Below are 26,267 nucleotides of genomic sequence, written 5' to 3'. Positions count from 1 at the left end.
TCGCAGTGGGGACGTCGATGTCGCTCGGGTGAGGCGACACCGGCCCTGGCTCCCAGGGACGGTGTCTGAGCGCGACCTCGCGGTGCGTGGGCGGGGCCGGCGCGGCGTTACGCCGGAGCCGCCGTGGCGGGGTCGGACCGGGTGATGGCGTCGGCGGGGACGCTGATGTCTCCGCCGGACCCGAGGAATGGGATGCGGCCCGGCCATCCGCACGCCTCTCACCTGCTACAACAGTGCTCCACGGAGGCCGCCGGCGTCCTGTCCGCTACCCGACGGCGGGCACCTCGGCGAGGGGGTTGCGCTCCGGCCGGTGATGTGCCGAGCCCGCCCTGGCGACGACCTCCTCCGGGCCGAGCGGGGTCTTCGGGTGGTGCGTCAGGCACATCGGGGTGTCCACCTTGACGAACGGGAAGCCCTCCCCGGCGGCGTAGAACTGGCCGCTGTGCAGCAGACCGATGTCGGGCAGCCGCCCGCCCTTCGCCTCCGCCAACTGGCGGGCCGCGTCGATCTGCGCCGGCGCGTTGAGCAGCCCGAAGAACTGCGTGGTGGCGTTGCCGGAGATCTGGTTGTGCAGGCCCTTCGGCGCCTGGGTGGCGAAGACCAGCCCGAGGCCGTACTTGCGGGCCTGCGACGCCAGGGCGATCGAGCTGGCCGTGCACGCGGTGTGCCCGGTCGACGGGGCGAGGGTCTGTGCCTCGTCCATGACGAACAGCCCGCCCAGGGGCCGCTCCCCGGCCGGGTGCCGCCTGATCCAGGCGAAGAGGGCCATCTGCAACTGGTTGACGAAGCTCTGCCGTTCCTGGTCCGACCCGAGCCCCACGAAACTGATCACGGAGATCCGGGCCCGGCGGCCGGGCGAGGGGGTGAGCAGCAGCCCCGGATCGGCCGAGGTGCCGGCGCCGCCGAACAGCGGATCGGTGACCATGGCGGCCTTCAGGCTCTCCGACAGGTCCTCGGCCAGCTTCTCCGCCCGGGCCAGCCGGCTCACCCCGTCGGGCAGTTCGGCGAGGAACTCGGTGAAGCCGGGCAGCCCCACCATGCCGCTCTTCGCGTACGCCTGGAGGGCCTCGGTCAGCACGGCCCTGCCCTGCTGGGCCGCCTTCGTCTGCCGGTCCACCCCGGCCCGCGGGGCCAGCGCCTCGACGGCGGAGCGGATCGCCTGGTCGAACTCGTCCGGCGAATCGCGTACGGGGGTGAAGTCCGGCAGCGGCTGGAAGCTCAGCGGCCGGCCGGCGTTCACCCGGGGCGTCCAGACCACCACCTCGGTGTGCTCGAGGTGCTCGCGGGCCCGCTCGGCGTCGCCGGAAACCCAGCCGGCGGGCGGCTCCGGCCAGGGATCGCCCAGCCGGGCGAGGTCGTTGTTGGGGTCGAGCACGATCGAGGAGACGCCCTGCCGCGCGCACTCCTCGACCAGCCGTCGGATCAGGACGGTCTTGCCCGATCCGGAGCCGGCGAAGATCACCGTGTGCCGGCGCAGCGATTCCAGGTCCACCGCGAACGGCCGCCCGCCGTCGGTCGTCGACCCCAGGGGGATCGCGGCGGCTTCCGCGTCCATCCGGGGGTCGTCCCCGGCGTCGACCCGCTCGGGGACCCGGTCGCCCTCGGCGACGCCCGGTCCGGCGTGCGCGCGGGGCGTGAGGGCGGGGTCGCCCAGGATGGTCCCGAACAGCCAGGTGGAGCTGGCCGGCCGGCGTGCCAGCAGCCACTCCCGCAGCAGCGACGGAGGTTCACCGCCCAGCTGGCGAAGCGCGGCGAACACCCGCAGGTCCGCCTCCGGGACGCCGCACCGGACGCCGCCGGCGGCGTCGAACGCCGCCAGCACCTCCGTCGTACGCCTCCCGGTCGGCCACGGGGCGTTGCGCAGCAGCACCAGTCGCCGCTGCGGCAGCTCGCGGTCCAGGCCGGCCATCGTGCACGCCGCCCGTACCCGGGCGGTCGCCGCGATGGCGTTCGGATGGGCGATGGCGCGGAAGCACCAGTGCGCCTCGTTCTCGGTGGCCTCGTCCAGCACCTCGACCAACCGCCCGTGCAGCGCCGGCTTGCGGCCCGGCGGCGGGTCGTACGTGTAGCTGGCGCCGGTCGGTGCCTGCTCGGCGATCCAGGCCGACAGGCCGGCGGCGAGCAGCGCCGACATGTGTTCGTCCTCGGTGCGCGGATCGAGCGCGGGCGCGACGTCCACCGCCGCGACCAGTTCGGCGAAGCGGCCGTCGAGGCGCCGCAGCTCCCCGTCGCCGCCGGCCGTGTGCGCCGCGACCTTGGACGCCTCCACCGGCCCGGACGGTTGGTCGGCGACCTCGATCAGGCGGTCGAGTTCGGTCACCTCGTCGCGGTCGCGGCACCAGGCGACGTGCCGGTCGACCCGGCGCAGCAGGGCCCGGGGGGTCAGCGCCGGCGCGTCGGCGAACGCCTCGGGCCTGATCGGCCAGGTCGGGTGCGGCGGCGCGAAGCGGGGCCCGGCGAAGGCGGCGGCGAAGCGCTTGGCGACGATCGCCCGGCCGATCCCGGCGGTGGGAATCCGGTCGGGCAGGGTCGACCGGCGGAACCGGTCGCCCACGGGGGTGGGCGCGCTCCTGGTCAGCAGCTCCCAGGTGTCCGGCAGGCAGGACACCACGACCAGCGTCCGGCGGGTGACGTCACGCAGCTTGAGCAGCCCGTCGGCGATGGGCCCCACCACCTTCGCCTGGGCGTCCTCCAGGCCGGCGTAACGGTCGAACATGGCGGTGCTGGTCTGGGCGAAGAGCGTGTCGAGCTGGTCGACGGCGATGACCGTCGGGTCGAGCGTCAGCGCCATCAGCCGGGAGACGTCCTGGACGATCTGCTGCGGGCTGCGGATCGCCGGGGTCAGCCCCCACGCCGTACGGCCGGCCGGGTCGCCCGGCTCGGAGATCAGGTGGGCGTAGCCGACGTCCTGGGCCTCGAAGTCCAGCGCGCCGTGCAGGGCCAGCGCCCGGGCGGTGTCCTGGCAGTCCCGGCCGACCTCGCGGTGGTGCGTACGCAGGGCCCGGACGAAGGTGTCCAGGTGTTCCCGGCTGACGGGCTCCGTGCCGGCGACCGCGTCGCGCACCTCCGCCGGGATGCCGAGCTGGGCGGTGAGGCGACGCAGGAACGTGCGCAGCTGGGTACCCCAGCCGATCGCGTCGCGGCCCATCCCCTCGACGAGGGCCAGTGCCACGCTCTCCCAGAACGTCTTCCCGTTGACCATGTCGACCAGGAAGAAGTAGCCGCCGTCGCGTTGGATCCGGTCCCGCACCGCGCCGAGCAGGTGCGTCTTGCCGGCGCCGGCACGCCCCTGCACGGCCACCCCGAGGGGGACGGTGGTGTCGTCGGTGCGGGCCCTGCCGACGCCCCGCAGGATCTCCGCGACCACCCTCTCGTGCAGCTCCGGCACGTCGTGCGGGCTGGGCCGCCACACGTCGTCGGGGGTGACCGCCGGGTTGAGGCTGACCGCCTCCAGGGCGGCCCGTGCGTCCGCTGCGATCATGCCGGGCCGATCGCCAGGGCGTGGTTCTCCTCGTCCCCGATGCGCACGGCCGCCGCCCGGTCCCGCGCGGCGAGCGACTTGGTGTTGGCGACGGGGATGATCCGGACGCCGTCCTGACGGACCATCTCGCGCAGCGTCGCGTCGACCGTCCCCCGGTCCTGGGCGCCGAGGCGGTCACGCAGGTCGGCGAGCCCCACCCAGGCACCCGGCCGCCGGGCCAGCTCGTGGTAGGCCGCGCGGATCTGCCCCTCCACGTCGTTCTGGTCCCTGACCGCCGCCGGGGCGGCCGGGCGGGCGAAGAAGTCGGCGTGGCTGAGCCGCAGCCGGTCCAGCGAGCGGTGCAGGTTGGACAGCAGGGTGAACAGCGAGCGGGTGGCCGAGCGACCCGAACTGGGCGGGGTGCTGGCGTGCAGCTGCCGCACCACCCGCCACCCCTCGTCGGTCAGCTGGTGGGAGAAGGGGCGGTGCGACCGGTCGGTCTCGACGAGGCCCAGCCGGACGAGCTTGGCGTTGTCCGGACCGGTCAGCGTGAAGCCGGCCAGCTCCTTGAGTTCGGAGTTGGTCAGCTCGCGGGCCTCCACCATGAGCACCACCAGCGCGTTGATCTGGTTGGGCGTCAGGTTGGGGACGTCCACCGTGCCCGTCATGGTTTCTCTTCTCCCTGGGAACGCGCGTCGGCCACGCGACGCCGGATGAGCAGTTGTCGGATGTCGCCGACCACGGACTGGACGTCCGACAGCACCTGCTCGTTGGTGAACCGGAGCACGTCCAGCCCGAGGAGTTGCAGCCGCACGTCCCGCTGCCGGTCGTTGGCGAAACTGATTCGCCCCCGATGTTCCGGGCCGTCCACCTCGACCGCAAGACCCTCATCGGGCCAAAAGAGATCCAGCCGGTAGGGCTGCCCGAGCCGGTGCCGCTCGTAGGTGTGGTTCCACCGCCGGCCCCGGGCCCATCCGTGCGGTGCCAGCGCCCGCTCCAGGGCCTGCTCGGCGGCGCTGTCGCCGCGCGGCACCCCGGACAGCGGCGGGAACGTCAGCGCCAGGGGCGCGGATTCGCGGGCGGTGTCGGGAACCCGACCCTCCAGCCCGGCCAGCTCGGCCAGTCGCGGCGGCAGCGGGAGCGCGACCGAGCGGACCCGGTCCACGGCGCGCAGCGGCCGCCCGGTCAGCCACACGGTGAAGCGGCCGTGCCGTACCAGCCACTCCGCGACGGCGACCAGCGCCCGCTCCCCGTCCGCCGTCAGCCCGTCGGTCAGGCCGACCAGCAGGACACAGCCGTCCCGGCCGTAAGCGGCGGCGATGACGCGGGCCAGGCCGACGGCACGTACCTCCGCCGGGAAGCGCGGCCGACGCGGCCGGTCCCCGCCGCGCAGCGCGTGCTCGACGAGGTCGAGCAGGAACGGGCCGAAGTGCGCGGAGCGCGCGGCGGTCCGCACCGCCAGGGCCCGCGCCGCCGCCGCGCCGAGCGTGCCGGCCCCGTCGAGCCGCTCGGCACCGGGCAGCCAGCGGGGAAACATCCGCACCGCCGCGTCGTCCAGTTCGTCGAGGACGGCGGCCAGCAGGTCGGGGAAGCCGCCGTGCGCCGGTACGCGGTACCGCACGACCACCGGGGCGGCGGCCGGTGCCGGGTCAAGGGCCACCTGGAGCAGCTCGGCGTCGACGCCGGGCAGGTGGCTGACCTGGCACGGGGGCGGGACCTCCCACCAGTCGCCGGGGGATGCGCCGCTGGCCATGGACGAGCACGTTACCGAGGATCGCTCGCGGGTGCGCGCCCTGTGACGGCCGCCCCCGGGACGTCGCACCGGGGACGTCCGTCCGGCTGGAGCTGCCCGCGTACGACGGCGGCGGCTCGCGGCCCCGCCGGGCGGCGGCCGGGGCGGAGTCGGCCGTACAGTGTGCGGACCAATCGATCAAGGAGGGTCCCGTGACCCAGCCACCACCGGTGCCGGGATCCCCAGGTGACGCCGAGGCGCCCGGAGGCGCCGACCCGGGGCCGGCGACGCCGTACCTGCTCGTCATGCCGCCCACCGAGGGGGCACCGCCCACCATGGTCTGGCCCGGGGCGGAGGGGACGCCGGCCTGGGCGATCCCCGTCAGCATCCCGGCGGGCACGCGCGGCTACGCCGTGTTCATCCCGCTGGTGCCCGCCGCCGAAGCGACGACGCCGGCCCCGGCGACCGGGCCCCCGGCGGGGACGCCGGTCCCGGCCGTCACGATACCGACGCAGCCGGCCAGCCTCCCCACGCAGCCGCCCGCCGCCGCTGCTCCGCCGGCCGGGACGCCGGCAGCCGAGGCCGACCCCGCCGACAGCCCGCCGGCGCCCGCCGGCGGCGGGGCGGCGACGGAGACCGCCGAAGCGTCGTCCACCACCGCCGAAGCGCCGGCCGACAGCGCGGCGCCGGCCCCACCGCCCGAGCGCGGCGCGGCGCCGGGCGCCACTGGTGCGCCGGCCGGCACCGCCCCGCGGGATCGGGTCGGCCCACCGGTGGCCGGCATGCCGTTGCCCTACCCGGACCGGCCCGGCACGCCGATGCCCTACCGGGCGTACCAGCCGCTGCCGACCCCGCCGACGTTCCTCGAGACCCGGTGGCCGGGGCCCGCGTCCGCGCGGGACCGGGCCGTCCCGGCGGCCGTCGCCGCCGGGGCGCTGGGGCTGGCGTTCCTCGTACCGCTGGGCCGCACCGGCATCGGCTGGCTCCTGGGCTGGCTCGTGCTGACCGTCGCGGTGGTCCTCGCGGCCCGGCGCACGGGCGCGGAACTGGCGCGCGCCGACCGGCGGATCCGCACCGGCTGGGCGGTGGCGGCCCTGGCGCTGCTGTCGGTTCTGGCCTTCCGCAACGCCTGGTGGCTGGTGACGTTCTGCGTGCTCGGCGCGCTCGGCTGCGCGACCCTGGCGATCGTGGGCGGACGGCTCGTCCGCTCGATCCTGTTCAGCCTGGTGGCGGCGCCGTTCGCGGCGTTGCGAGGGCTGCCGTGGGTACGCGGGCACCTGCACGCCCCGGCCAACCCGGGGCTGGTCGGTCGCGTCGTCGGGTCGGCCGCGGTCACCCTGCTCGCGCTGATCGTCTTCGGCGCGCTGCTGTCGTCGGCGGACGGCGCCTTCTCGGTGGTGCTGGATGAGGTGATCCCCGAGTTCAACGTGGGCAGGGTCCTCCGCTGGGTCTTCCTGGCCGCCGTGGGCGGGCTCTGTGCGGTCGCCGCCCTCTACACGCTGGCCGCGCCTCCCGACCTGTCGACGGTGGACCGGCCCGGCGCCCGCCGCCTCGGTCTCGTCGAGTGGGCGCCGGTCATCAGCGCGCTGACGCTGCTGTTCGGCGGCTTCGTGGCGGTGCAGTTCACCGTCCTGTTCGGCGGGCAGCGACACGTGCTGCGCACCGCCGGCCTCAGCTACGCCGAGTACGCACGCAGCGGGTTCTGGCAGCTCGTCGTCGTCACCATGCTGACGCTGGCGGTACTGGGCGGGGTGGCCCGCTGGGCGCGGCGCGACCGGGCGGCCGAGCGCCTGCTGCTGCGGGTCCTGCTCGGTCTGCTCAGCGCCCTCGGCTTCGTCATCGTGGTGTCCGCGCTGTCGCGGATGTACACGTACCAGAAGGTCTACAGCTTCACCGGCGAGCGGCTCTTCGTGATGGCGTTCGAGCTGCTGCTCGGCACCGTCTTCCTGATGATCCTGCTGGCCGGGCTCCGCTGGCGCGGGGCCTGGATCCCCGGCACGACGGTGGCGCTCGCCGTGGCGATGCTGCTGGGCCTGGCCGTGCTCAACCCGGAGGACTACGCCGCCCGCCGCAACATCGCCCGGTACGAGCAGACGGGGAAGATCGACGCCTGGTACCTGCGGGCGCTCTCGGCGGACGCGACGCCGGCCCTGGCCGGCCTGCCCGATCCGGTGCGCCGCTGCACGCTGAGCTGGATCGCCGACGACCTCGCCGAGCCGGACCCCTGGCACGGCTGGAACCTCGGCCGGGTGCGGGCCCGCGCGGCGCTGGACCGGGTCGGACCCGGCGCGGTCGGCGGCCCACGGGACTGCAAGGCCGCCGACCAGTTCGACCTGCCGAAGAGCCGCCGCTGACCGGACCGGCGGTGTTCAGGCCGGCGCCGTGCCGCGAACCGCCCAGGCCCTGGCGGTGAGCCGGACCGACCCGTCCGGCGACACCGGCAGTCGGGCCGACAGCAGGTCGCGCAGGCGGACGCGGTCCGGCGCCGCCAGGGACGCGACGTATGTCGGGGCGGGGCCCTGACCGCCGAGGAACGGGGTCCAGTAGTCGTCGACGTCCGCGAACACCGTGGGCACGTCGACGGGCCGGACCGCCACCGCCGTCAGCCCCGCGTCGGTCCACATCCCGCGCAGGGAGTCCGGGTCGCACACCGCGAACCGGCGACCCTCGTCCCGCTCGGCCACGGCGGGGTCCAGCAGGGCGGCGGCGTCCCAGAAGTGACGCAGCAGCGACATGCCCCCGGCGTAGTCCCAGACGTAGGCGGCGGCCACCCCGCCCGGCCGGACGACCCGGACGAACTCGGCGACGGCGCGCGCCGGCTCGGGCACGAAGTTGACCGCCAGGCCGCTGACCACGATGTCGACGCAGCGGTCGGGCAGCGGCAGCGCCCGGGCGTCGCCGACGTGGAATCCCGCCCGCGCGTCGGGGACCGCCGCGCGGGCGTACGCCACGAAGCCCGGCGAGCTGTCGACGGCCGCGACGTGCGTCGGATCGGCCAGCGCCAGCACGGTCGACGTGAGCGCGCCCGTACCGCAGCCCACGTCGAGCCAGCGCGCGCCCGGCGGCGCGGCCAGCCAGCGCAGGAACTCCCTGGCGACGGGGCGGCTCCACCGGCCCACGTACGCCTCGTAGGCCCTGCCGTCCGCCCAGACCGGGTGCGCCACGCGGAAACGATACGACGCACGCCGCGTGGCGGGCCGGCGGCAGGCCACGGCCGGTGGGGCCGGTACGCAGCGGTTCGACTCGATCAGCCAGACTCGGTCGTACCCCTGCCAGCCCCGACAGCTCCCGAGCGCACCCCCGTACCCCTCGTTCGATGGTTGGAGCGCATGTCCCACACCCTCCTCGTCTGGTTGGTCGGCGGCGTCCTGCTGGTGGGCGCGGGCTTCGCGACGACCCTGCTGCCCCGGTGGCGGGCGCGGGGGCGGGAGCAGCGGACCGCCTGGTCCACCGCCCGCGCGGCCATCGACAGCGCGGCCGTCAGCCGGGACGCGGTGACGACCCGGGTGCCGGAGGCCGAGCGGTTGCTGGCCCACGCCGAGGCGATCGCCGCCGGGCGCGGCGGGGCGTCCGCCGCCCGGGCGGCGGCGGAACACGCGAGGGAGGCCGACCGGTTGTGGCGGACGCACCAGTGACCCCCCGTCGACACCATGGCCGCGAGCTGCTGCGCTGGGCGCTCCTCGGCATCGCCGTCGTCGTCCTGGTGGTCTTCCTGCTCGCCCAGCGGCAGAGCGTCGACGTCAGCTACGGCCGGTCGCCGGCCGCCACGGCGAAGATCGACGAGGGCTCGGCGGGTGAGCTGAGCGACGCGGGCGTGCCCTCGGTGGCCGAGATGACCGCGCTGGTGGCCGCCGAGCCCGTGGTGCGGCTGCCCGGCTCGACCGCGCGCTGGAACGAGCAGCGCGTCCGCGAGGCCGCCGGCGACCAACCCGTCCGCATCCTGGTCGCGCCGCCCGGGCTCGACGAGGACGAACGCAAACGGGTGCGGGACGTGAAGAACGCGACCGTCCGGGTGATCGGCACCGAGGTCAGCGGCGGCATCTACCAGGCCGTGCCCGACACCCTGCCCGGCTGGCGCGCCCAGTTCGCCACCGCCGACGTGACAGGCCTGCTGGTGGGGCTGATCGCCGCGCTGCGGGACGCGCCCGACCCGCCCGAGCACGACGAGCTGCGGTGGCGTGACCCGACCGAGCGGGAGCTAACCGCCGTTGCCGCCGACCTGCGGGCCACCGGCCTGCACCTCGGCGCCGGCGCCACGCTGACCGGCGTCCCCGGTGACGCCGCGCGCAACGCCTTCGGCGACGGCGCCCGGTATGTGGCGCTGCCCGCGCAGCCGTTCGGCGAGCCGGTGCCCCGGTACGGGCCGGCGCTGGCCGAGCTGTTCCCGGGCACGCCGATCGTCGTGATGTACGGCCTCTGGATCGAGTACCACGGGCCGGCGGCCGACGACTTCGCGGAGCTGGCCGGGGCGAGTTTCTACGGCCAGTTCGGCGACCGGCTGAGCCGCTACGACTACCCCCAGGGCAACGTGCTGACGGCATACCTGAACCGGGTCACCGACCTGCGCTACTCGGGGCTGTTCGACCGTCCGCTGCCGTACCGGCCGATCGACCCGCTGCGGGTGGCGCTGCCCGCCCTGCCGTGGCTCTTCGCGGGCTGCGTGGCGACGTTCCTGATCCTCTCGGTCCGGTCGCTGCGCCGGCCGGACGGCCTGGGAATCCGGCGGGGCGACCCCGGGCGGGGTGGCACGCCCGCCCGGTTGGCCGGTCTCACCGCGCTCGCCGTGGAGATGTCCCTGCTCACCGACGCCCGCAGCGACCCGGCGCTGACCCGGGGCATCGTCAAGCTCCAGGCCGCCCGCGCCGCGCTGGACGAGGAGCTGCCGGACCACCACGCGCGTACGTTGTTCAACGAGGCGGCCGAGGAGCTGGACGACGCCGCCCGGACGCTGGGGATCGCCAGCTACCGCCCGGACCTCTACCTCCGGGGCAGGCTGTCGTGAACCCGTCCGTACGACGTCGGCTCGGTGACCTGTTCGGCACGCCGTTCGGCATCGCCGTCCTGGCCTGCCTGGTGCTGGCCGGCTGGGCGTTGTGGACCGGCGGGGCGCTGGACGGTCCGGTCGCCCGGCAGGTGCGCGCCTCGTCCGTGTACGTCGCGCCGGGCGTCGAGCTGGACCGCGCGGCGGCCGAACGGATCATCGGCAACCGCCGGCTGGTGGTGCTGATGCTGGAGCCGGGCGCCGACCTCAGGCAGGGCTGCCGCCAGGTCGAGCGCGCCGCCGACGGGACCGTCGTGCTGGTGATGAGCCGCGACGGCGACGAGTACGACACCTACGGGTGCGCGCTGCTACCCGGGCGTGACGACGAGAACTTCGGTCGGGCGGCCGTGGCGGAGATGACCGTCGGCCGGGGCGTCGACACCTTCGCCGACCGCCCCCTGGAGGCGCTGAAGGTCGTCACCGTCAACTACGACCTGCTGGTGAAGGCCGGCACCGTTCCCGACGGCGCGCGGACGATCAGCCCGTCGCTGCCCCGCTTCCTGCTCGCGGCCGCGGCGATCGTCGCCGTCGTCGCCGGGGCGGCGGCGCTCTACGTCGGTGGCCGCCGCGCGGGCCGGCTCGCGGACGCCCGTCGCCGCCGCCGCGACGGGAACGCCGACGCCCGCAGCGCGCTCAGCGCCGCCGCCGCCGTGCTGGCCCAGCAGATCATCGACCTGGACCAGCGGTACGCCAGGGCGGAGCGCCACGCCCACGTCGGCGGCGCCGAGGAGGCGTTCGGTCGCAGGTACCTGGCGCTGGCGTCCGACTACGCCGCCCTGCTCGACCGCATCGCGACGCTGGACACCGACGACGGGGCCGCCGTGGACGGGCTCGTCGACCGCGTCGAGGAGTTGAGCCGCCGCGCCGCGGCGATGGCCGGCTGACGCCGGTCCGCACGGCCGTTCCGGCCGTACCGCTGAACCCTGCACCTACCGGCCGCGGAACCGGCGGCGGTGCGCGGCCGGGGTGACGCCGGCGACCCGCGGGAAGCTTGGCCGGCCCGGTACGCGCTGACGCTCGGCGGGCGACGGCCACGCCGACCGGGGGGTGGCCGTGGCGGTGCCCCGCGCCCGACGGGACGAGCGGGTCGCCGGCCCGCGGTCAGGAGACCTCGTCGCGCAGCCGCGCCCGTGCCCGCTCGACGAGCTCGGTGTACCGCGGCGAGAACGGCTCGACCAGCTCCCGCTCCAGCAGGCAGGTCAGATTCCACAGGACCCGTTGCTCCGCCTGGTCCTCGACCAGGTCGGCGAAGTCGTCGGTCGCGGCGTCGGTGCGGTACAGCCACTCGAACAGCACCAGCGCCTCGTCGCGCGTGAGCCGCAAGACCACCTCGTCCTCCGCCACACCAGGCAGCGTACGGACACCGGCCAATCGGGGAGGGCGACCAGTCGGTCGCGCGGCCAGGAGCGTCCACTCTCGACGATTGTCCGGATCGGGTCTCCGGCTGCGTCGAGCCACGTCACCGCACGGGCCGCTGCACCCGGATCTGGCCTGGTGGGGCGGGCGGGGCTCGAACCCGCGACCGAGGGATTATGAGTCCCCTGCTCTAACCGGCTGAGCTACCGCCCCAACACCGCGCGCCGGATCTTATCGCGACCGATCAGGCACAGGCGAGCGCGAAACGACACCGTCGCCCGTCGACACCGCCGCCGACGGCAGCACGATGGGCAACGCGAGGATAACAGCGTGCGAGCGTCGCGTGGCGTCCGGAACTCTCCGGGCGCGGCCCGGTGTCGGGCGCGCCAGGTACGCGGCACGCCGCGGCGAGGCGGCGCGCGACGAGGCGGCGGACCGGCCCCCGGTTCGCGCGCACCCCGGAAGGGGTGGCAGGCACGGATCGGCCGGCGGAAACGGCGAACGCCCGCCGGCGGGGCCGGCGGGCGTGAGGTGTGGAAGCTCCCCCGTTTGGACTCGAACCAAAAACCTGCCGGTTAACAGCCGGCTGCTCTGCCAATTGAGCTACGGGGGACCGTTGTGTCGTCCCGGCGCCGATCTTTCCGCGCCGTGCGACGGGGACAAGCGTACAGGATTCCGGGGGGTGTTGGTCCAGGGGGTTACCGCTGAGATCCGCGCCCTCTCCAGACGACACTAAACCCGGATAAATCGTCATCACGGCACAAGGAGGCATGACCGGAGAGCAGGATGGGTAGTTAGCTGCGGACAGAGAACGCAGGCGCGATTTGGTCGCCTCCGGCGGGGTATGCCGCCGGACGACGGCGCGTCAGGTACGGAAGGAGCCGCCATGCGCGGAAAGATGATGTTCCTTGGCGGGCTGGCTGCGGGATTCGTCCTGGGCGCCCGTGCCGGTCGGGAGAAGTACGAGGAGCTGGTGATCCGGGGCCGCAAGGTGCTCGACCACCCGACCGTCCAGGAGGCGGCCGGTGTCGCGCAGGCCCAGGCGACCCGTCTCTACAGCGAGGGCAAGGACAAGCTCGGCCAGTCGAAGCTGGGCGAGAAGCTGAACACCAACGGGCAGAAGCAGGAGCTGACCGCCGCCGACGACGCTTTCGCCGGCACGCCGGCCACGCCGGCCACGGTGGGCGCCAAGAACGCCACCGGGTCGTCGGGCACGGCCTCGACCCCCGGGTCGTCGGCCACCGGCACGCCGCGCAGCAAGCCGTCCGGCTCGGGCACCAACGGCAGCACCCTCTGATCACACCCTTCGGGCGGGCTGGTCGCCGTACGGCGACCAGCCCGCCCGTGTGTGTCGGATCCCGGCCAGGAATCCGCATTCGGCACGGTGACCGGCTTACGGCCCCGGTCAGTCCTTGCTGCTGAACGCGGCGTCGAAGGCCGCCGCCGGGGCGTCGAAGGCGAGCCGGCGTACGAACTGCAACGCCTCGGGCGCACCGACGAGGCGATCCATCCCGGCGTCCTCCCACTCGATCGAGATCGGGCCGGCGTAGCCGATCGCGTTCAACGCGCGGAAGCAGTCCTCCCAGGGCACGTCGCCGTGGCCGGTGGAGACGAAGTCCCAGCCGCGCCGCATGTCCGCCCAGGGCAGGTGCGAGGCGAGCCGGCCACGCCGCCCGTCGCCGGTGCGTACCTTCGCGTCCTTGCAGTCGACGTGGTAGATCCGGTCGGCGAAGTCGAAGATGAAGTTCACCGGGTCCAGCTCCTGCCAGACGAAGTGCGAGGGATCCCAGTTGAGCCCGAAGGCGGGACGGTTTCCGACGGCCTCCAGCGCCCGCTTCGTCGTCCAGTAGTCGTACGCGATCTCGCTCGGGTGCACCTCGTGGGCGAACCGCACCCCCACGGAGTCGAAGACGTCGAGGATCGGGTTCCACCGGTCGGCGAAGTCCTGGTAGCCCCGCTCGATCATCGACGGCGGCACCGGCGGGAACATCGCCAGCGTGTGCCAGATCGATGATCCGGTGAACCCGACGACGGTCCGTACCCCGAGCTTCGCCGCCGCCCGGGCGGTGTCCTTCATCTCCTCGGCGGCCCGCCGGCGTACCCCCTCGGGCTCGCCGTCGCCCCAGATCCGGGCCGGCAGGATGCCCTGGTGCCGCTCGTCGATCGGGTGGTCGCAGACGGCCTGGCCGACCAGGTGGTTGGAGATCGCGAAGACCCGCAGGTTGTGCTTCGCCAGGGTCTCCCGCTTCCGCTCGACGTACGAGTCGTCCGCGAGCGCCCTGTCGACCTCGAAGTGATCGCCCCAGCAGGCGATCTCCAGCCCGTCGTAGCCCCACTCGGAGGCGAGCCGGCAGACCTCGTCGAACGGCAGATCGGCCCACTGGCCGGTGAAGAGCGTGATGGGTCGCGCCATGGTGCTTCTCCCCTGTGCTGATGGGGATTCCGTGGGTGCGTGACCGGGGCGAGGACGACCGGCCGGGCCGGTGCGCGGCGAGTCACGGCGGGCCACCGGTGGGTGCGCGTGGGCACCTGGGCCCGCCGGGTTGCGCCTCCCGCCGGGTCACCGGCAACCGCCACGGTCGCCGCCCCCACTCTAGGACCGCCACCCGCCCCACGAAACCCCCACCCGCAAACCTCCCACCCCCCACCCCGCTCCCCGCTCCCGCTCCCGCCCCCGCCCCCGCCGCCCGCCGCCCCGCCCCGCGATCTTGCATTTCCGGCCCCTCGATCGGGGACTCTGCCCCGTTTGCCGGGGCAGCAAGTGCAAGATCGGCGGGGAGAGCGGGGGGCGGGGAGAGCGGGGGCGGGGGGGGCGGGGGCGGGGGGGCGGGGGTCAGGGGTGGGTCAGGGGAGGGTCCACTTCTGGTTGGCGGCTGCCGTACAGGTCCAGAGGTGCACGGCCTGGCCGTCGGCCGGGTTGTTGCCGGAGACGTCCAGGCACTTGCCCGACTGCGGGTTGCGTACGGTGCCGTCGGCCTGGGCGGACCAGTTCTGCGCGCCGGTGCCGTTGCAGGTCCACAGCTGGATCTTCGTGCCGTCGGCCGAACCGCCGCCGGAGACGTCCAGGCACTTGCCCAGCGCCCGGATCGTCGAGTTCGGCGTCACCGTCCAGTTCTGCGCGGCCGAGCCGTTGCAGCCCTGGATCTGGATCTGGGTGCCGTCGGCGGTGCCGCTGTTACGCACGTCCAGGCACTTGCCGCCGAGGCCGCGGATCGGGCCGGCTCCGGTACCGCCGCCCCCCTTCACCAGGGTGAAGTCGTCCACGTCGAAGAGCCCGGAGCCCGATCCCGTGAAGGTCAGGTAGAGCGTGGTGGTGCCGGACGGCACCCCGGACAGGGCGCCCGTGACGTCGGCGAAGGTGGTCCAGCTGCCCGTGTTCGGCACCGCGACCGAGCCGAGCACGGTGCCGGTCGGGGAACCGGTGCGCACCTGGATGGTGCCGCCCGGCCCGCCCGAGACGACCCGCGCCCGCAGCGACGTCGCGCCGGTCAGGTCCACCCCGGCGTACGCCGCCCAGTCTCCCGGGTCGATGTGGCCGAGGGTCTGGCCGCCGTTGGCACCGGCCTTGGTGAACGGGGAGACCCCGGAGGACGAGCTGAACGCCTCGGCCTGGACGGTGTTCCCGACCGGCGGGTTCACGCCGAGTTCCTTGATCCGGATGTTGCGGAACGACGCGTCGTCGCCGGTGCCGTGGTTCTGGAGCCCGATGTGGCCGGCGAGCGAGCGGACCGGGTCGGTGTTGGTGAAGTCGTTGATCTTCACCCCGTTCAGGAAGACCTGGAGCCGTTCGCCCTCGACGAGCAGCTCGTAGGTGTTCCACTCCCCCGGCGGGTTCAGCGCCGCGTCGCGGGCGGCGATGTCGGCGGACTTGAAGGTGTAGACGGCGCCGGTGGTCCGGTCGGCCGCGTCGGTGGCGTCGATCTGCACCTCGTAACCGTTGTTCACGGCCGACCAGGGGTCGCTCGACGGCGGGAAGCCGATGAAGACGCCGGAGTTGTCGTCGCCGGCGAGCCGCCAGTCCAGCTTGAGCGAGTAGTTGGTGAACTGCTTCGCGCTGTACCAGTGGAGGCCCATCCCGCCGACCGAGGTGAGGGTGGCGTCGGCGTTGCTGAAGCTGCCCGGCCCGGCCTGCGACCAGCCGGTGGTCGAGCCGTTGTAGAGCGCGGTGTATCCGGTCTCGGGCCGGCAGTCCGCCTTGGCCCGGCCGGCCGCGTACCGGATGCCGCCGAGCAGGTGGGCCCGGAACGCCGGCTCGGCGTACGACGCCTGGGTGTGCCCGCCGCCGGTGTAGAAGGCCCGGCCGCCGCTGTAGGTCTTGCACCAGGAGTGCGGGTGGTCGGCGCCCATCGAGCCGCCGGTGTAGGACGACTCGTCGAGGGTGGCCAGCACCCGGGCGGTGGAGCGCGCGTTGGTCTGGTAGTTGTACCACTCGTCGGTGCGGGTCCAGGTCTGCGGCAGGTGCGCGGTGGCCGGGTGCGCCCGGTTCTCCGCCTTGACGCCCGCCTGCTGGATGTGCGGGTGCGAGGCGAAGTACGCCCCGACCAGGTTGCCGTAGAAGGACCAGCCGTACTCGGTGTCGGCGGCGGCGTGCACCCCGACGTACCCGCCGCCGGAGCCGATGTACGACTCGAAGGCGCCCTGCTGGGCGGCGTCGAGCACGTCGCCGGTGGTGTTGAGGAAGACCACCGCCTCGAACCGGGACAGGTTGGCGGTGGTGAACTGGCCGGCGTCCTCCGTGGCGGTGACGGTGAAGTTGTTGGCCGCGCCGAGGTCGCGGATGGCCTGGGTGCCGACCGCGATGGAGTCGTGCCGGAAGCCGGCGGTCTTGGAGAAGACCAGCACGTCGTACGGGGCGTCGGCGGCGCTGGCCGGGTTGGCCGGGGTGGTGCAGGCGAGGACGGCGAGGACGGCGGTGGCCGCGCCGAGGAGGGGTCGGAGGAGTCTGCGCATGTCGCTCTCCAATGCCGGGGCTGTCGAGGGGCCCTGCCGGGGCGGGGAGGGGCGCGGCGGCCCCTCCCCGCCCCAGGTCAGGGCAGGGTCCACTTCTGGTTGGCGCCGGTGTGGCAGGTCCACAGGTGCACGGCCTGGCCGTCCGCCGGGTTGTTGCCCGAGACGTCCAGGCACTTGCCCGTCTGCGGGTTCTTCAGGGTGCCGTCCGCCTGGGCCGACCAGTTCTGCGCACCGGTGCCGTTGCACCCGTACAGCTGGATCTTCGTGCCGTCGGCGGACGCGCCGCCGGAGATGTCCAGGCACTTGCCCAGCGCCTTCACGGTCGAGTTCGGCGTCACCGTCCACGCCTGCGCCGCGGAGCCGTTGCAGCCGTGGATCTGGATCTGGGTGCCGTCGTCCGTGGCCGCGTTGCGCACGTCCAGGCACTTGCCGCCGAGGCCGACGACCGGCCCGGTGCGGACCCCCGCCGCGCCGGTGGTGAAGGCGAACGTGTCCACGTCGTAGAGCGCGCCGGTGCCCGTTCCGGCGAAGGTGAGGTAGAGCGTGCCGGTGCTGGCCGGCGCCCCGGAGACGCTGCCGCTGACCGTGGTGAACGTGTCCCAGGCGCCGGTGACGGGAACGGTCGCGGAGCCGAGCACGGTGCCGGTGGGCGAGCCGAGGCGCACCTGGAGGGTGCCGCCGGCGCCGGCGGAGGAGACCCGGGCGCTGAACGAGGTGACGTTGTCGATCCGGTACGGCTCGAACGCGATCCAGTCGCCGTTGTTGATGTCGCCGACGGTCTTGCCGCCCTCGGCGGTGGCCTTGTCGAAGGTCCCGACGCCGGAGGAGGTCTTGAAGTGCTCCGCCTGGCGCTTGCGCGGCTGGAGGGTGTGCTGCTTGTGCGTGGTCAGCCCGCCGGCGTCGGTGTACTCGGCGTCGAAGATGGCGAAGATGTTCGCCGCGTCGTCGTGTTCACCGTCGACCGGGATGGTGATCGAGCCCGAGCAGCCGTTCTTCGAGGTGATCTGGTGGCCGTGGTTGTCGTGGCCCAGCACGTACGTCATCTTGACCTTGGTGCAGTCGATGGCGGCGTCCTCGGGGTCGGTCACGGTGATGCTGAACGGCACGGTGTCGCCGTAGCTGAACAGCTTGCCGTTGGCCGGGCTGTTGATGGTGACCGTGGGCGCGGTGTTGCCGACCCCGATCTGCACGTTCGCCGTGCCGGTGGCGCCCTGCGGGTCGCGGACGGTCAGCGTGACCTGGTAGGTGCCGTTGGCGGTGTACGTCTTGCTGGGGTTGGCCGCTGTCGAGGTGGTGCCGTCGCCGAAGGCCCAGGAGTAGGTGAGCGCCCCGCCGTCGGGGTCGCTGGATCCGGCCGAGGAGAAGTTCACGGTCAGCGGGGCCGCGCCGGAGGTCTTGTCGGCCGCGGCGACGGCGGTCGGCGCCCGGTTGCCGCCGGCGATGTAGTCGTAGCGGTAGAGCGCCGAGTTGGCGTCGCCGTTGAAGTAGCCGGTGCCGTAGTCGAGGATGTAGAGCGCGCCCTCGGGCCCGAACGCCATGTCCATGATCTGCTTGCCGTTCCACGGGAACGTGTCGATGCCACCCGGGCTGCCGTCGGCGTTGAGGTGGATCGGCTTGACCCAGCCCCGGCCGAGTTCGCCGGCGAAGAACTGCCCGTCGAAGGACTGCGGGAACTTGGTGGCGGAGTTCAGCGCGGCGTCGTACCGGTAGACGGGGCCGCCCATCGGCGACTCGGAGCCGCCGCCGAACTCCGGCGGGGTGCCGGCGTCGCCGGCGTACCGGATCCAGGCCGGCTTCGCCCCCGGCAGGGTGGGCAGGCCGGTGTTGCGGAACGAGTTGTTGGTGGGCCCGCCGGCGCAGTTGAACTTGGCCCCGGCGGTCCCGGCGGCGAAGTCCCACTCGGCGTACGTCTCGGTGGCGGTGTTGGTGCCGGTGCAGTACGGCCAGCCGTAGTTGCCGGGCCCGGTGATCCGGTTGAACTCGACCTGGCCGCTGGGGCCCCGGGCGCCGGTGGTGCCGGCGTCCGGGCCGTAGTCGCCGACGTAGACGATGCCGGTGGCCCGGTCGACGCTCATCCGGAACGGGTTGCGGAAGCCCATCGCGTAGATCTCGGGGCGGGTCCTCGCGTCCGAGTCGACGAACATGTTGCCCGCCGGGATCGAGTACGTGCCGTTGGCGTTCACCTTGATCCGCAGGATCTTCCCGCGCAGGTCGTTGGTGTTGGCCGAGCTGCGCTGCGCGTCGTACGCGGGATTGCGGTTGGTGCGCTCGTCGATGGGCGCGTACCCGGCCGAGTCGAACGGGTTGGTGTCGTCGCCGGTGGAGAGGTAGAGGTTGCCGGCGGCGTCGAAGTCGATGTCGCCGCCGACGTGGCAGCACATGCCCCGGTCGGCGGGGACGTCGAGGATGTCGACCCGGCTGCCGGTGTTCATGGTGAAGTCGGCGTTGAGGGTGAACCGGGAGAGCCGGTTGACGCCCTGCCAGGCCGAGAAGTCGGTACCCGTCGCCGGCGCGTCCCCGCCGGGGGTGGCCAGCGGCGGCGCGTAGTAGAGGTAGATGTGCCGGTTGGTGGTGAAGTTCGGGTCGGCCCCGATGCCCTGCAACCCCTCCTCGTCGTGCGTGTAGACCGGCACCGTGCCGATCACGGAGGTGGTACCGGCGGAGTCCGTACGCCGAACGGTGCCGTTGCGGGCGGTGTGCAGGACCGACCGGTCCGGCAGCACCGCGATCGTCATGGGCTCGCCGACCTCGGCGACGCCCTTGGCGAGGGTGACCTGCTGGAAGTCGGTGCCGACGATGGGGTGGGCCTGGGCCGCGGTGGGGCCGCCCAGCCCGGCCGGACCGGCGCCGAGGGCGACCGTGCCGGCGGTGGCGGCCAGCAGCAGCGCCGCCGCGGCCGAGATCCGTCGCCGGGTCCGCTGGATGGGGGCGTCCATGATGGACATCGTTATGCCGTCCCTTCCTGACGAGTGACAGCCAGGGCGGGCGCGCGCCGTCGCGCCGGATGCCGTAGCGGGAATGCGCCTCGGCCCGCCGGGCGGGCTGCCCGGCTGGCCGCGACCTGCGAGGGATGGGGGTCCACCGCTCGGAGGTCACCAGTCGATGGGTTCCCGCGCCGCCGGTTCACCTCGACGAAACATGTTCGTGATGGCCCGACATTAAATGGCCCACATCGATGTGTCCATACCTTCCGACGAATCAGAGTGAACTTTCGTCGATCTCGCCGAAAGTCGGCGGCGGGCGGCTCAGCGGGTGCGGTCGACGGCCTGGGCGGCGAGGTCGGCCAGGACGGCGCGCGCCTCGGCGGTCACCGGGACGGACTCCAGGGCCGCAAGGGCGGCCTCGGCGCGTACCCGGATCATCCCCTCGATCCGCTCGCGGGCGCCGGTGCCCTCGATGATCTTCCGCAGCTCGGCGGCGCCGTCGTCGTCCAGCGCCGGGTCGCCGAACAGCTCCCGCAGGCGCGCGGCCTGTGCCCGGTCGGCGGCCCCCCGGGCCAGCGCCATCATCACCGTCGGCTTGCCCTCGCGCAGGTCGTCCAGGACCGACTTGCCGGTGACCGCCGGGTCGCCGAAGACGCCCAGCACGTCGTCGCGCAGCTGGAACGCGTCGCCCAGCGGGTCGCCGAACTCCGTCAGCGCGGCGACCAGCTCCGGCCCGGCCCCGGCCAGCGTGGCCCCGATCTGCAACGGGCGGGTGACCGTGTAGCGGGCCGCCTTCATCCGCACCACGGTCAGCGCGCTGGCCACCGAGCCGTCCCCCACGCCGGAGACGAGGTCCAGGTACTCCCCCGCGATCACCTCGGTGCGCATCAGCGCGTAGACCGCGTACCCCCGGTGCACCCGCTGCGCGCCCAGGCCGCACTCGTGGAACATCTGGTCCGACCAGGCGGCGCAGAGGTCGCCGCAGAGCAGCGCGGTGTTCCGCCCGTACGCCTCCGGGTCGCCGCGCCAGGACGAGCGGGCGTGCAGGTCGGCGAAGAGCCGGTGCGCCGACGGCTCGCCCCGGCGGCGGTCGCTGCCGTCCAGGATGTCGTCGTGGATCAGCGCGAACGCGTGGAACAGCTCCAGCGCGGCGGCGGCCACCACGATCGGGTCGCCGTCGGCGCCGCCGGCGCCCCGCCACCCCCAGTAGCAGAAGAGCGGGCGCAGCCGCTTCCCGCCGGCCAGCACGAACCGGTGCAGCGCGGTGAAGACGCCGCGGGGCGCCCCGTCGGGCCAGTCCCGGCCCTGCCGGTCGAGGAACGCGGCCAGCTCGGCGTCGAAGCGGGCCCGCAGCCGGCTGGCGTCGATCGGCGCGGCGGCACGGGTCATGCCCCCTCCCCCGGCCGGGCGGCCGGCGCGTCGGCGGGCGGGCCGGCCGCGTCGGCGAGCCCCGCGAGCTCCAGCAGCAGGCCTTTGACCTCGGTGGCCGCCACCCGGTCCCGGGCGGCGGACGGGTCGGAGCAGAGCAGCACCGGCCCGTCGGCCGGGTCGGCGGGGAGCCGGCCGTGCGAGCCGCGCACCGCCCGCGCGCCGGCGTCCAGCCCCACCACGTTCATCAGGTAGCGCATCCCGAGCTTCTTGCGGGCCAGCGCCACCGCGGCCCGTCCCTTCGCCGCGCCCGGCGCCGCCGGGTCGAAGAGGAGCTCCGCCGGGTCGTAGCCGGGCTTGCGGTGGATCTCCACCAGCCGGGCGAAGTCCGGCGCGCGGGCGTCGTCGAGCCAGTAGTAGTAGGTGAACCAGGCGTCCGGCTCGGCGACGAGGAGCAGCTCGCCCGCGCGCGGGTGGTCCAGCCCGTGCGCGGCCCGGCCGTCGGCGTCGAGCACCTCGGCCACCCCGGGCAGCCCGGCACAGAGTGCCGCCACCGCCGGCACGTCGGCCGGATCGCGGACGTAGACGTGCGCCACCTGGTGGTCGGCCACCGCGAAGGCCCGCGAGGTCCACGGGTCCAGGTACTCCATGCCGGCCTGGGTGTACACCCGAAGCAGCCCCTCGGCGCGCAGCAACCGGTTGACGTCGACGGGGCGGGAGACGTCGGTGATGCCGTACTCGGAGAGCACCACCACGGTCGCGTCCCGGTCCCGCGCGGCGTCCAGCAGCGGCCCCAGCACGGCGTCCAGCTCGGCCGCCGCCGCGCCGGCCCGGGGCGACGAGGGGCCGAAGCGTTGCAGGTCGTAGTCGAGGTGCGGGACGTACACCAGGGTCAGGTCCGGCGCGTGGTCGGCGAGGATCCGCTCGGCGGCGCGGCAGATCCACGCCGACGACGCCAGCCCGGCCCCCGGGCCCCAGTAGCTGAACAGCGGGAAGGTACCGAGCCGGTCGGTGAGCTCGTCGTGCAGCGCGGGCGGGTCGGTGTAGCAGTCCGGCTCCTTGCGCCCGTCGGCGTGGTAGACGGGACGCGGGGTCACCGTCCAGTCCACGTCGGCGCCCATGGCGTACCACCAGCAGACGTTCGCGACCGTCCAGCCCGGCTGCACCCGGCGGGCCGCCTGCCACAGCTTCTCCCCACCGACCAGGGCGTGGTGCTGCCGCCAGAGCAGCACCTCGCCCAGGTCCCGGAAGTACCACCCGTTGCCGACGATCCCGTGCCCGGCCGGGAGCGCCCCGGTGAGGAAGGTCGACTGCACCGGGCAGGTCAGCGCGGGCAGCACCGTGCCGAGCTCGGCCCGGAAGCCGGCCTCGGCGACCGCGCGCAGCCGGGGCATGTGCGCCAGCAGGCGCGGGGTCAGCCCCACCACGTCCAGTACCACGAGTCGGCGGCTCATGCCGGCACCCCGCTCCGCCCGGCGCCGTGCCGGTGAGCCGCCCGCCGACGCGCGCTCATCGTCGTACCTCCGCCGCCGCCAGCGTCGCACGGCCCGCCGGCGCCAGGCCGAGGGCGACCAGCTCGGCGTGGGCGAAGGCCAGCTCCGCGGCGATCCCGGCGGCCAGCTCCGCGGCGTCGCGCGGGCGCCGCCCCGCCGGCAGCACCCCCCAGGTGTACGTCTCGACGTCGAGATGGTCGCAGCCCGCCTCGGGCCCGGCGTAGAGCGCGGCCAGCGCGGCGCGCAGCACCGGCAGGGTGGAGCCCAGCGGCGGCTCGGGCGGGGCGTGCAGCGGCACGTGGTAGTGCACCCGCCACGGTCCGGGCAGCCGCGCCGCCAGGGCGGCGTCCAGGTCGTCGGCGGCGTGGGCCGGGTCGGCGGGGTCCGCCGCGCCCGCGCAGCCGGCGGCGCGGGTCTGGTGCAGGAAGCGCGGCTCCACCCAGCGGCGCAGCGCCGCCGTCTCCTCGGCGGGCGCCTCGATGGCGGCCGAGACCTGCACCTTCACCACCGGCAGGCCGGCCGTCCGCAGCCGGCGCAGCGCGTCGGCCGGCTCCTCCCACGCGCAGGCGAGATGGGCGAGGTCCAGGCAGACGCCGAGCCGGTCGGTGTCCACGCCGGAGAGGGCGGCGACGGCCTGGGCGCTGCTCTCCACCACGCAGCCCGGCTCCGGCTCGAACCCGACCCGCACGGCCCGCCCGGTCTCCCGCTCGACGGCCGCGAGCCCGGCCGACAGCTCGTCGAGCCTGCGGCGGGCGGCGTCGGCGCGGGCGGCGTCCCAGGGCCGCCGCCAGGCCAGCGGCAGGGTGCTGACCGAGCCCCGGGCCGCGTCGTCGGGCAGCAGGTCGGCCAGCACCCGGGCCAGGTCCAGGGTGTACGCGAGCCGACCGGCCGTCGACCAGTCCGGGTGGTAGACGTCGCCCTTCACCACGGGCGCCTGGAAGGCGGCGTACGGGAAGCCGTTGAGCGTGACCACCTCCAGCCCCCGGGCGGTCAGCGCGGCCCGCAGCCGGCGGCGCGCGGCCGGGTCGGCGGCCAGCTCGGCGGCGACCGGGGCGGCCAGCCACAGCCCGAGGCCCAGCAGGTCGGCGCCGGCCGCCTCGCGTACGGGCACGGCGTGGGTGTCCAGCTGACGGAGGATCCCGGCGAGGTCCTCGGCCGGGTGCACGTTGGTGCAGTAGCCGAGGTGGACGGTGTCGCCGCCGGGATGCCGCAGCCGCATCAGCTGCCGCCGCGCAGGATCGAGTTGCCCGCCCAGGTGTCGGACGGCGGGTCGGCGACGCCCTCCAGCTCCGCGAGGTCGAGCCGCCCGGACTGGCCGTAGAACTCGACCGGGTTGCGCCACAGCACCCGGTCGACGTCGTCGTCGGTGAAGCCGGCCAGCAGCATCGCCTCGCCGGTGGCCCGGGTGAGCAGCGGGTCGGAGCGCCCCCAGTCCGCCGCCGAGTTGACCAGCACCCGCTCCGTGCCGTACGCCCGCAGCAGCTCCACCATCCGCGGCGGGGACATCTTGGTGTCGGGGTAGATGGAGAAGCCCAGCCAGCAGCCGGTGTCCCGGACCAGCCCCACCGTCACCTCGTTGAGGTGGTCGAGCACCACCCGCCCCGGCCCGATGCCGGACTCGCGCACCAGGGCGAGGCTGCGCTCGACGCCCCGGGCCTTGTCCCGGTGCGGGGTGTGCACCAGCGCCGGCAGGTCGTGCGCCACGGCCAGGGCGAGCTGGGCGGCGAACGCCTCGTCCTCCTCCGGCGTCATCGAGTCGTAGCCGATCTCGCCCACGGCCACCACGGCGTCCTTGTCGAGGTAGCGCGGCAGCAGGTCGAGCGCGGGGCGGCAGCGCGGGTCGTTGGCCTCCTTCGGGTTCAGCGCGACGGTGGCGTGGTGGCGGACGCCGAACTGCCCGGCCCGGAACGGCTCCCAGCCGACCAGCGAGTCGAAGTAGTCGGCGAAGGAGGCGGGGCTGGTGCGGGGCTGGCCGAGCCAGAACGCCGGCTCCACCACCGCGCGTACGCCGGCGGCGGCCATCCGCTCGTAGTCGTCGGTGGTCCGCGAGGTCATGTGGATGTGCGGGTCGAAGATGCGCATCACGCCTCCTGGGTCGCGCGCAGCCGGGTGAGCAGGTCGGTCGCGTCCGCCGGCATGGCCCGCCCGGCGGCCCGCCGCTCGGCGCCCAGCGCGGCCAGCATCGCGGCGAGTTCGGCGTCGGCGCGGGCGTCGAGATCGTGCACCACGGCCAGCGGCACGCCCGTGAACACGCACTTGAGCACCGCCTGGCGCCAGGCGGCCGGGTCGAGGTGGCGGGCGTACGGGCCGAGGGCGGCGGCCAGCAGCCGGGTGTCGTTGGTGCGGATCGCGTCGTGCAGCAGCGGCACCCCCGCCGCGCCGACCGGCAGCAGCGGCAGGGCCTTGAGCACGGCCCGCTTCTCGGCGGCGTCGCCCTGCTGGTACCGGGTCCGCGCGTGCGTGGCGTGCTCGGCCGGCAGCGCGGCGAGCAGCAGCGCCCGGGCGGCCTCGTCGGCGCTCCAGCCGGGCGCCTCGGCCAGCGGCGTCCGGCCGCAGCGCCGCCCGGCGGCGGGGAAGAACCGGTCGATCGCCGCCGGCTCGGCCGCCACCCGCCGCAGCGCCGCGTCGAGCCAGTCGGGGTCGGGTACGCCCCGCAGCGCGGCCCGCAGTGAATCCGGTGTCATCCCGTCTCCTCTCTCGTGCTGCCGGCCGTGGCCCGTCACCGCCGCCGTGGCGCCGCTTCCCTCGTCGCGGCGCGCAGGAACTCGAGCGAGCGGGCCGCGACGGCGGGGGCGGCGTGCGAGTGCCGGGGCAGCTCCACGGCGACCAGACCCCGGTAGCCGGCGTCGGTCAGCGCCCGCAGCACGGGCGGGAAGTCGATCTCGCCCGTGCCGAACTCCAGGTGCTCGTGCACGCCCCGGCGCATGTCGTCGATCTGCACGTTGACCAGGTGCGGGGCCACCTCGCGCACGCACTCGGGGACCGGCAGCGGCTCCAGGCAGCGGCAGTGGCCGATGTCGAGCGTGATGCCGAAGAGGGTCGGTTCGCCGAGCGCGCCGCGCAGCCGGCGCCAGCCGGCGATGTCCTCGACCAGCATGCCCGGCTCCGGCTCGAAGCCGAGGGGCGTCCCGGCCGCCTCGGCGGCGTCCACCACCGCCGCGCAGCCGGCGACCAGCCGGTCCCAGGCGACGGCCGGCCCGACCGCGTCGGGGCGTACGCCGGCCCAGAAGGAGACGGCCTCCGCGCCGAGGTCGGCGCCGATCCGTACGGCCCGCCGCAGGAACTCGACCCGCCGCGTCGGGTCGTCGTGCAGCAGCGTCGGGGCGTGCTTGTGCCACGGGTCGAGCAGGTAGCGGGCGCCGGTCTCGACGACCACGGCGAGGCCGAGCGCCGCGAGCCGGCGGGCGACTGCGGCCACCCGCCGGGCCAGCGCGGGCGCGAAGGGGTCCAGGTGGTCGTGGTCCAGGGTGAGCGCGACGCCCTGGTAGCCCAGGTCGGCGATGACGGCGAGCGCGTCGGTCAGCCGGTGGTTGGCGAAGCCGTTGGTCCCGTAGCCGAACCGCGGGCCGTGGCCACCCCGGTCGGCGGCGCCGGGCGGGGCGGCCGCGGGCGCGGGCCCGTCCGGGGTGGCCGCCGGGATCCGGCGGGCCGGTGCCGGGCGGGTCCGTGGGGTGCTCATGTCGGGGAGACCTTCCGGGCCAGCCGGGCGCCGAGCGGCGCGGCCGCCGCCACCGCCAGCCCGAGCAGCCCGGCCCCGGCGCGCGCGGCGAGGGCGCCCTGCAACGCGGGAAGCCCGGTGATGCCGGCTCCCACCGCCGCCCGGACCCGGCGGGCGGAGGGGTCGGCCGCCGCCCGGGCCTGGGCCGCGCCGTAGCGGGCCGCGTACCAGCCGGCCAGCAGGGCCGGCAGCGCGGCGGCGGCCGGGACCCGGCGGGGCACGCGG

The 26,267-nt window shown here is 74.8% G+C and carries 19 protein-coding genes, 2 tRNA genes and 1 pseudogene; 5 read left to right on the top strand and 17 right to left on the bottom strand.

The features are described from left to right. Positions 1 to 265 precede the first annotated feature (265 nt). Genes V6V16_RS23460 through V6V16_RS23450 form a run of 3 tightly spaced genes read right to left on the bottom strand, consistent with a single transcriptional unit; the run spans position 266 to position 5,213 of the window. The gene (locus V6V16_RS23460) at positions 266 to 3,481 is read right to left on the bottom strand and encodes an ATP-binding protein (RefSeq protein ID WP_334565316.1); all 3,216 of its coding nucleotides are present in this window, start codon (positions 3,479 to 3,481) and stop codon (positions 266 to 268) included. Then, positions 3,478 to 4,128, bottom strand: a complete 651-nt coding sequence (locus V6V16_RS23455; RefSeq protein WP_334565315.1) for a hypothetical protein — start codon at positions 4,126 to 4,128, stop codon at positions 3,478 to 3,480. Before V6V16_RS23455 ends, V6V16_RS23460 begins: the two co-directional genes overlap by 4 nt. Then, positions 4,125 to 5,213: an endonuclease domain-containing protein gene (locus V6V16_RS23450; protein WP_334565314.1), complete on the bottom strand. Its 1,089-nt coding sequence runs from the start codon at positions 5,211 to 5,213 to the stop codon at positions 4,125 to 4,127. The genes V6V16_RS23455 and V6V16_RS23450 overlap by 4 nt, the downstream gene beginning before the upstream one ends. 191 nt (positions 5,214 to 5,404) lie before the next feature. On the opposite strand from V6V16_RS23450, the gene V6V16_RS23445 reads away from it, so the two are divergent. Continuing rightward, positions 5,405 to 7,546, top strand: a complete 2,142-nt coding sequence (locus tag V6V16_RS23445; protein WP_334565312.1) for a DUF4153 domain-containing protein — start codon at positions 5,405 to 5,407, stop codon at positions 7,544 to 7,546. A 15-nt stretch (positions 7,547 to 7,561) separates the two neighbouring features. Here V6V16_RS23445 and V6V16_RS23440 read toward each other — a convergent pair whose 3' ends face one another. Beyond that, complete coding sequence (locus tag V6V16_RS23440; RefSeq protein WP_334565310.1) at positions 7,562 to 8,356, bottom strand: class I SAM-dependent methyltransferase; 795 nt, start codon at positions 8,354 to 8,356, stop codon at positions 7,562 to 7,564. Positions 8,357 to 8,521: 165 nt separating this feature from the next. Between V6V16_RS23440 and V6V16_RS23435 the strand changes: the two genes are divergently transcribed. The 3 genes from V6V16_RS23435 to V6V16_RS23425 are packed head-to-tail and all read left to right on the top strand — an operon-like array spanning position 8,522 to position 11,117. Next, on the top strand, positions 8,522 to 8,827 hold the full coding sequence (locus tag V6V16_RS23435) for a DUF6403 family protein (RefSeq protein WP_334565308.1): 306 nt from the start codon (positions 8,522 to 8,524) through the stop codon (positions 8,825 to 8,827). Beyond that, positions 8,824 to 10,194 carry a hypothetical protein gene (locus tag V6V16_RS23430; RefSeq protein WP_334565307.1) on the top strand — a complete coding sequence of 457 codons (1,371 nt, stop codon included), beginning with the start codon at positions 8,824 to 8,826 and terminating at the stop codon, positions 10,192 to 10,194. The genes V6V16_RS23435 and V6V16_RS23430 overlap by 4 nt, the downstream gene beginning before the upstream one ends. Further along, entirely contained in the window at positions 10,191 to 11,117 is a 927-nt protein-coding gene (locus tag V6V16_RS23425; RefSeq protein ID WP_334565305.1) for a hypothetical protein, read from the top strand. The genes V6V16_RS23430 and V6V16_RS23425 overlap by 4 nt, the downstream gene beginning before the upstream one ends. A 217-nt stretch (positions 11,118 to 11,334) precedes the next feature. On the opposite strand, the gene V6V16_RS23420 is transcribed toward V6V16_RS23425, so the two are convergent. From V6V16_RS23420 to V6V16_RS23410, 3 genes are all read right to left on the bottom strand, one after another. Next, positions 11,335 to 11,577 (bottom strand): hypothetical protein, encoded by a 243-nt coding sequence (locus V6V16_RS23420; protein WP_334565304.1) that lies wholly within the window; start codon positions 11,575 to 11,577, stop codon positions 11,335 to 11,337. Positions 11,578 to 11,725: 148 nt separating this feature from the next. Then, a tRNA-Ile gene (locus V6V16_RS23415) sits at positions 11,726 to 11,802 on the bottom strand. A gap of 327 nt (positions 11,803 to 12,129) precedes the next feature. Then, positions 12,130 to 12,202: transfer RNA gene (locus tag V6V16_RS23410), tRNA-Asn, on the bottom strand. A 273-nt stretch (positions 12,203 to 12,475) separates the two neighbouring features. Here V6V16_RS23410 and V6V16_RS23405 point away from each other — a divergent pair. Continuing rightward, positions 12,476 to 12,886, top strand: a complete 411-nt coding sequence (locus tag V6V16_RS23405; protein ID WP_334565302.1) for a hypothetical protein — start codon at positions 12,476 to 12,478, stop codon at positions 12,884 to 12,886. A 108-nt stretch (positions 12,887 to 12,994) separates the two neighbouring features. Here the strand turns inward: V6V16_RS23405 and V6V16_RS23400 are convergent, their stop codons facing one another. The 10 genes and pseudogenes from V6V16_RS23400 to V6V16_RS23355 form a co-directional block, all read right to left on the bottom strand. Beyond that, positions 12,995 to 14,002 carry a sugar phosphate isomerase/epimerase family protein gene (locus V6V16_RS23400; RefSeq protein ID WP_334565301.1) on the bottom strand — a complete coding sequence of 336 codons (1,008 nt, stop codon included), beginning with the start codon at positions 14,000 to 14,002 and terminating at the stop codon, positions 12,995 to 12,997. 431 nt (positions 14,003 to 14,433) lie between these two features. Next, the gene (locus tag V6V16_RS23395; protein ID WP_334565299.1) at positions 14,434 to 16,539 is read right to left on the bottom strand and encodes a ThuA domain-containing protein; all 2,106 of its coding nucleotides are present in this window, start codon (positions 16,537 to 16,539) and stop codon (positions 14,434 to 14,436) included. A 77-nt stretch (positions 16,540 to 16,616) separates the two neighbouring features. Beyond that, a complete protein-coding gene (locus V6V16_RS23390) occupies positions 16,617 to 19,484 on the bottom strand; it encodes a PQQ-dependent sugar dehydrogenase (protein WP_334565297.1) in 2,868 nt (955 codons plus the stop codon). A 300-nt stretch (positions 19,485 to 19,784) separates the two neighbouring features. Continuing rightward, on the bottom strand, positions 19,785 to 20,852 hold the full coding sequence (locus V6V16_RS23385) for a polyprenyl synthetase family protein (RefSeq protein WP_334565295.1): 1,068 nt from the start codon (positions 20,850 to 20,852) through the stop codon (positions 19,785 to 19,787). Further along, positions 20,849 to 22,285: an alkaline phosphatase family protein gene (locus V6V16_RS23380; RefSeq protein ID WP_334565294.1), complete on the bottom strand. Its 1,437-nt coding sequence runs from the start codon at positions 22,283 to 22,285 to the stop codon at positions 20,849 to 20,851. The genes V6V16_RS23385 and V6V16_RS23380 overlap by 4 nt, the downstream gene beginning before the upstream one ends. A 55-nt stretch (positions 22,286 to 22,340) precedes the next feature. Then, positions 22,341 to 23,543, bottom strand: a complete 1,203-nt coding sequence (eboE, locus tag V6V16_RS23375; protein ID WP_334565293.1) for a metabolite traffic protein EboE — start codon at positions 23,541 to 23,543, stop codon at positions 22,341 to 22,343. Beyond that, positions 23,543 to 24,406, bottom strand: a complete 864-nt coding sequence (locus tag V6V16_RS23370; protein ID WP_334565291.1) for a TatD family hydrolase — start codon at positions 24,404 to 24,406, stop codon at positions 23,543 to 23,545. Before V6V16_RS23370 ends, eboE begins: the two co-directional genes overlap by 1 nt. Further along, on the bottom strand, positions 24,406 to 25,008 hold the full coding sequence (locus tag V6V16_RS23365) for an EboA domain-containing protein (RefSeq protein ID WP_334565289.1): 603 nt from the start codon (positions 25,006 to 25,008) through the stop codon (positions 24,406 to 24,408). The genes V6V16_RS23370 and V6V16_RS23365 overlap by 1 nt, the downstream gene beginning before the upstream one ends. Before the next feature lie 35 nt (positions 25,009 to 25,043). Beyond that, positions 25,044 to 26,003, bottom strand: coding sequence for a sugar phosphate isomerase/epimerase family protein (locus V6V16_RS23360; RefSeq protein WP_334565288.1), 960 nt, complete (start codon positions 26,001 to 26,003; stop codon positions 25,044 to 25,046). Beyond that, positions 26,000 to 26,267, bottom strand: a pseudogene (locus V6V16_RS23355) (SCO3242 family prenyltransferase); the annotation flags it as partial. The pseudogene V6V16_RS23355 and the gene V6V16_RS23360, both read right to left, overlap by 4 nt.

Source organism: Micromonospora sp. CPCC 205561 (genome assembly GCF_036906775.1).
In the GTDB taxonomy this organism is placed as follows: Bacteria; Actinomycetota; Actinomycetes; order Mycobacteriales; family Micromonosporaceae; genus Micromonospora.
Note: the sequence above shows the minus strand (reverse complement) of the source record. Positions and strands in the feature narration are given on the sequence as shown.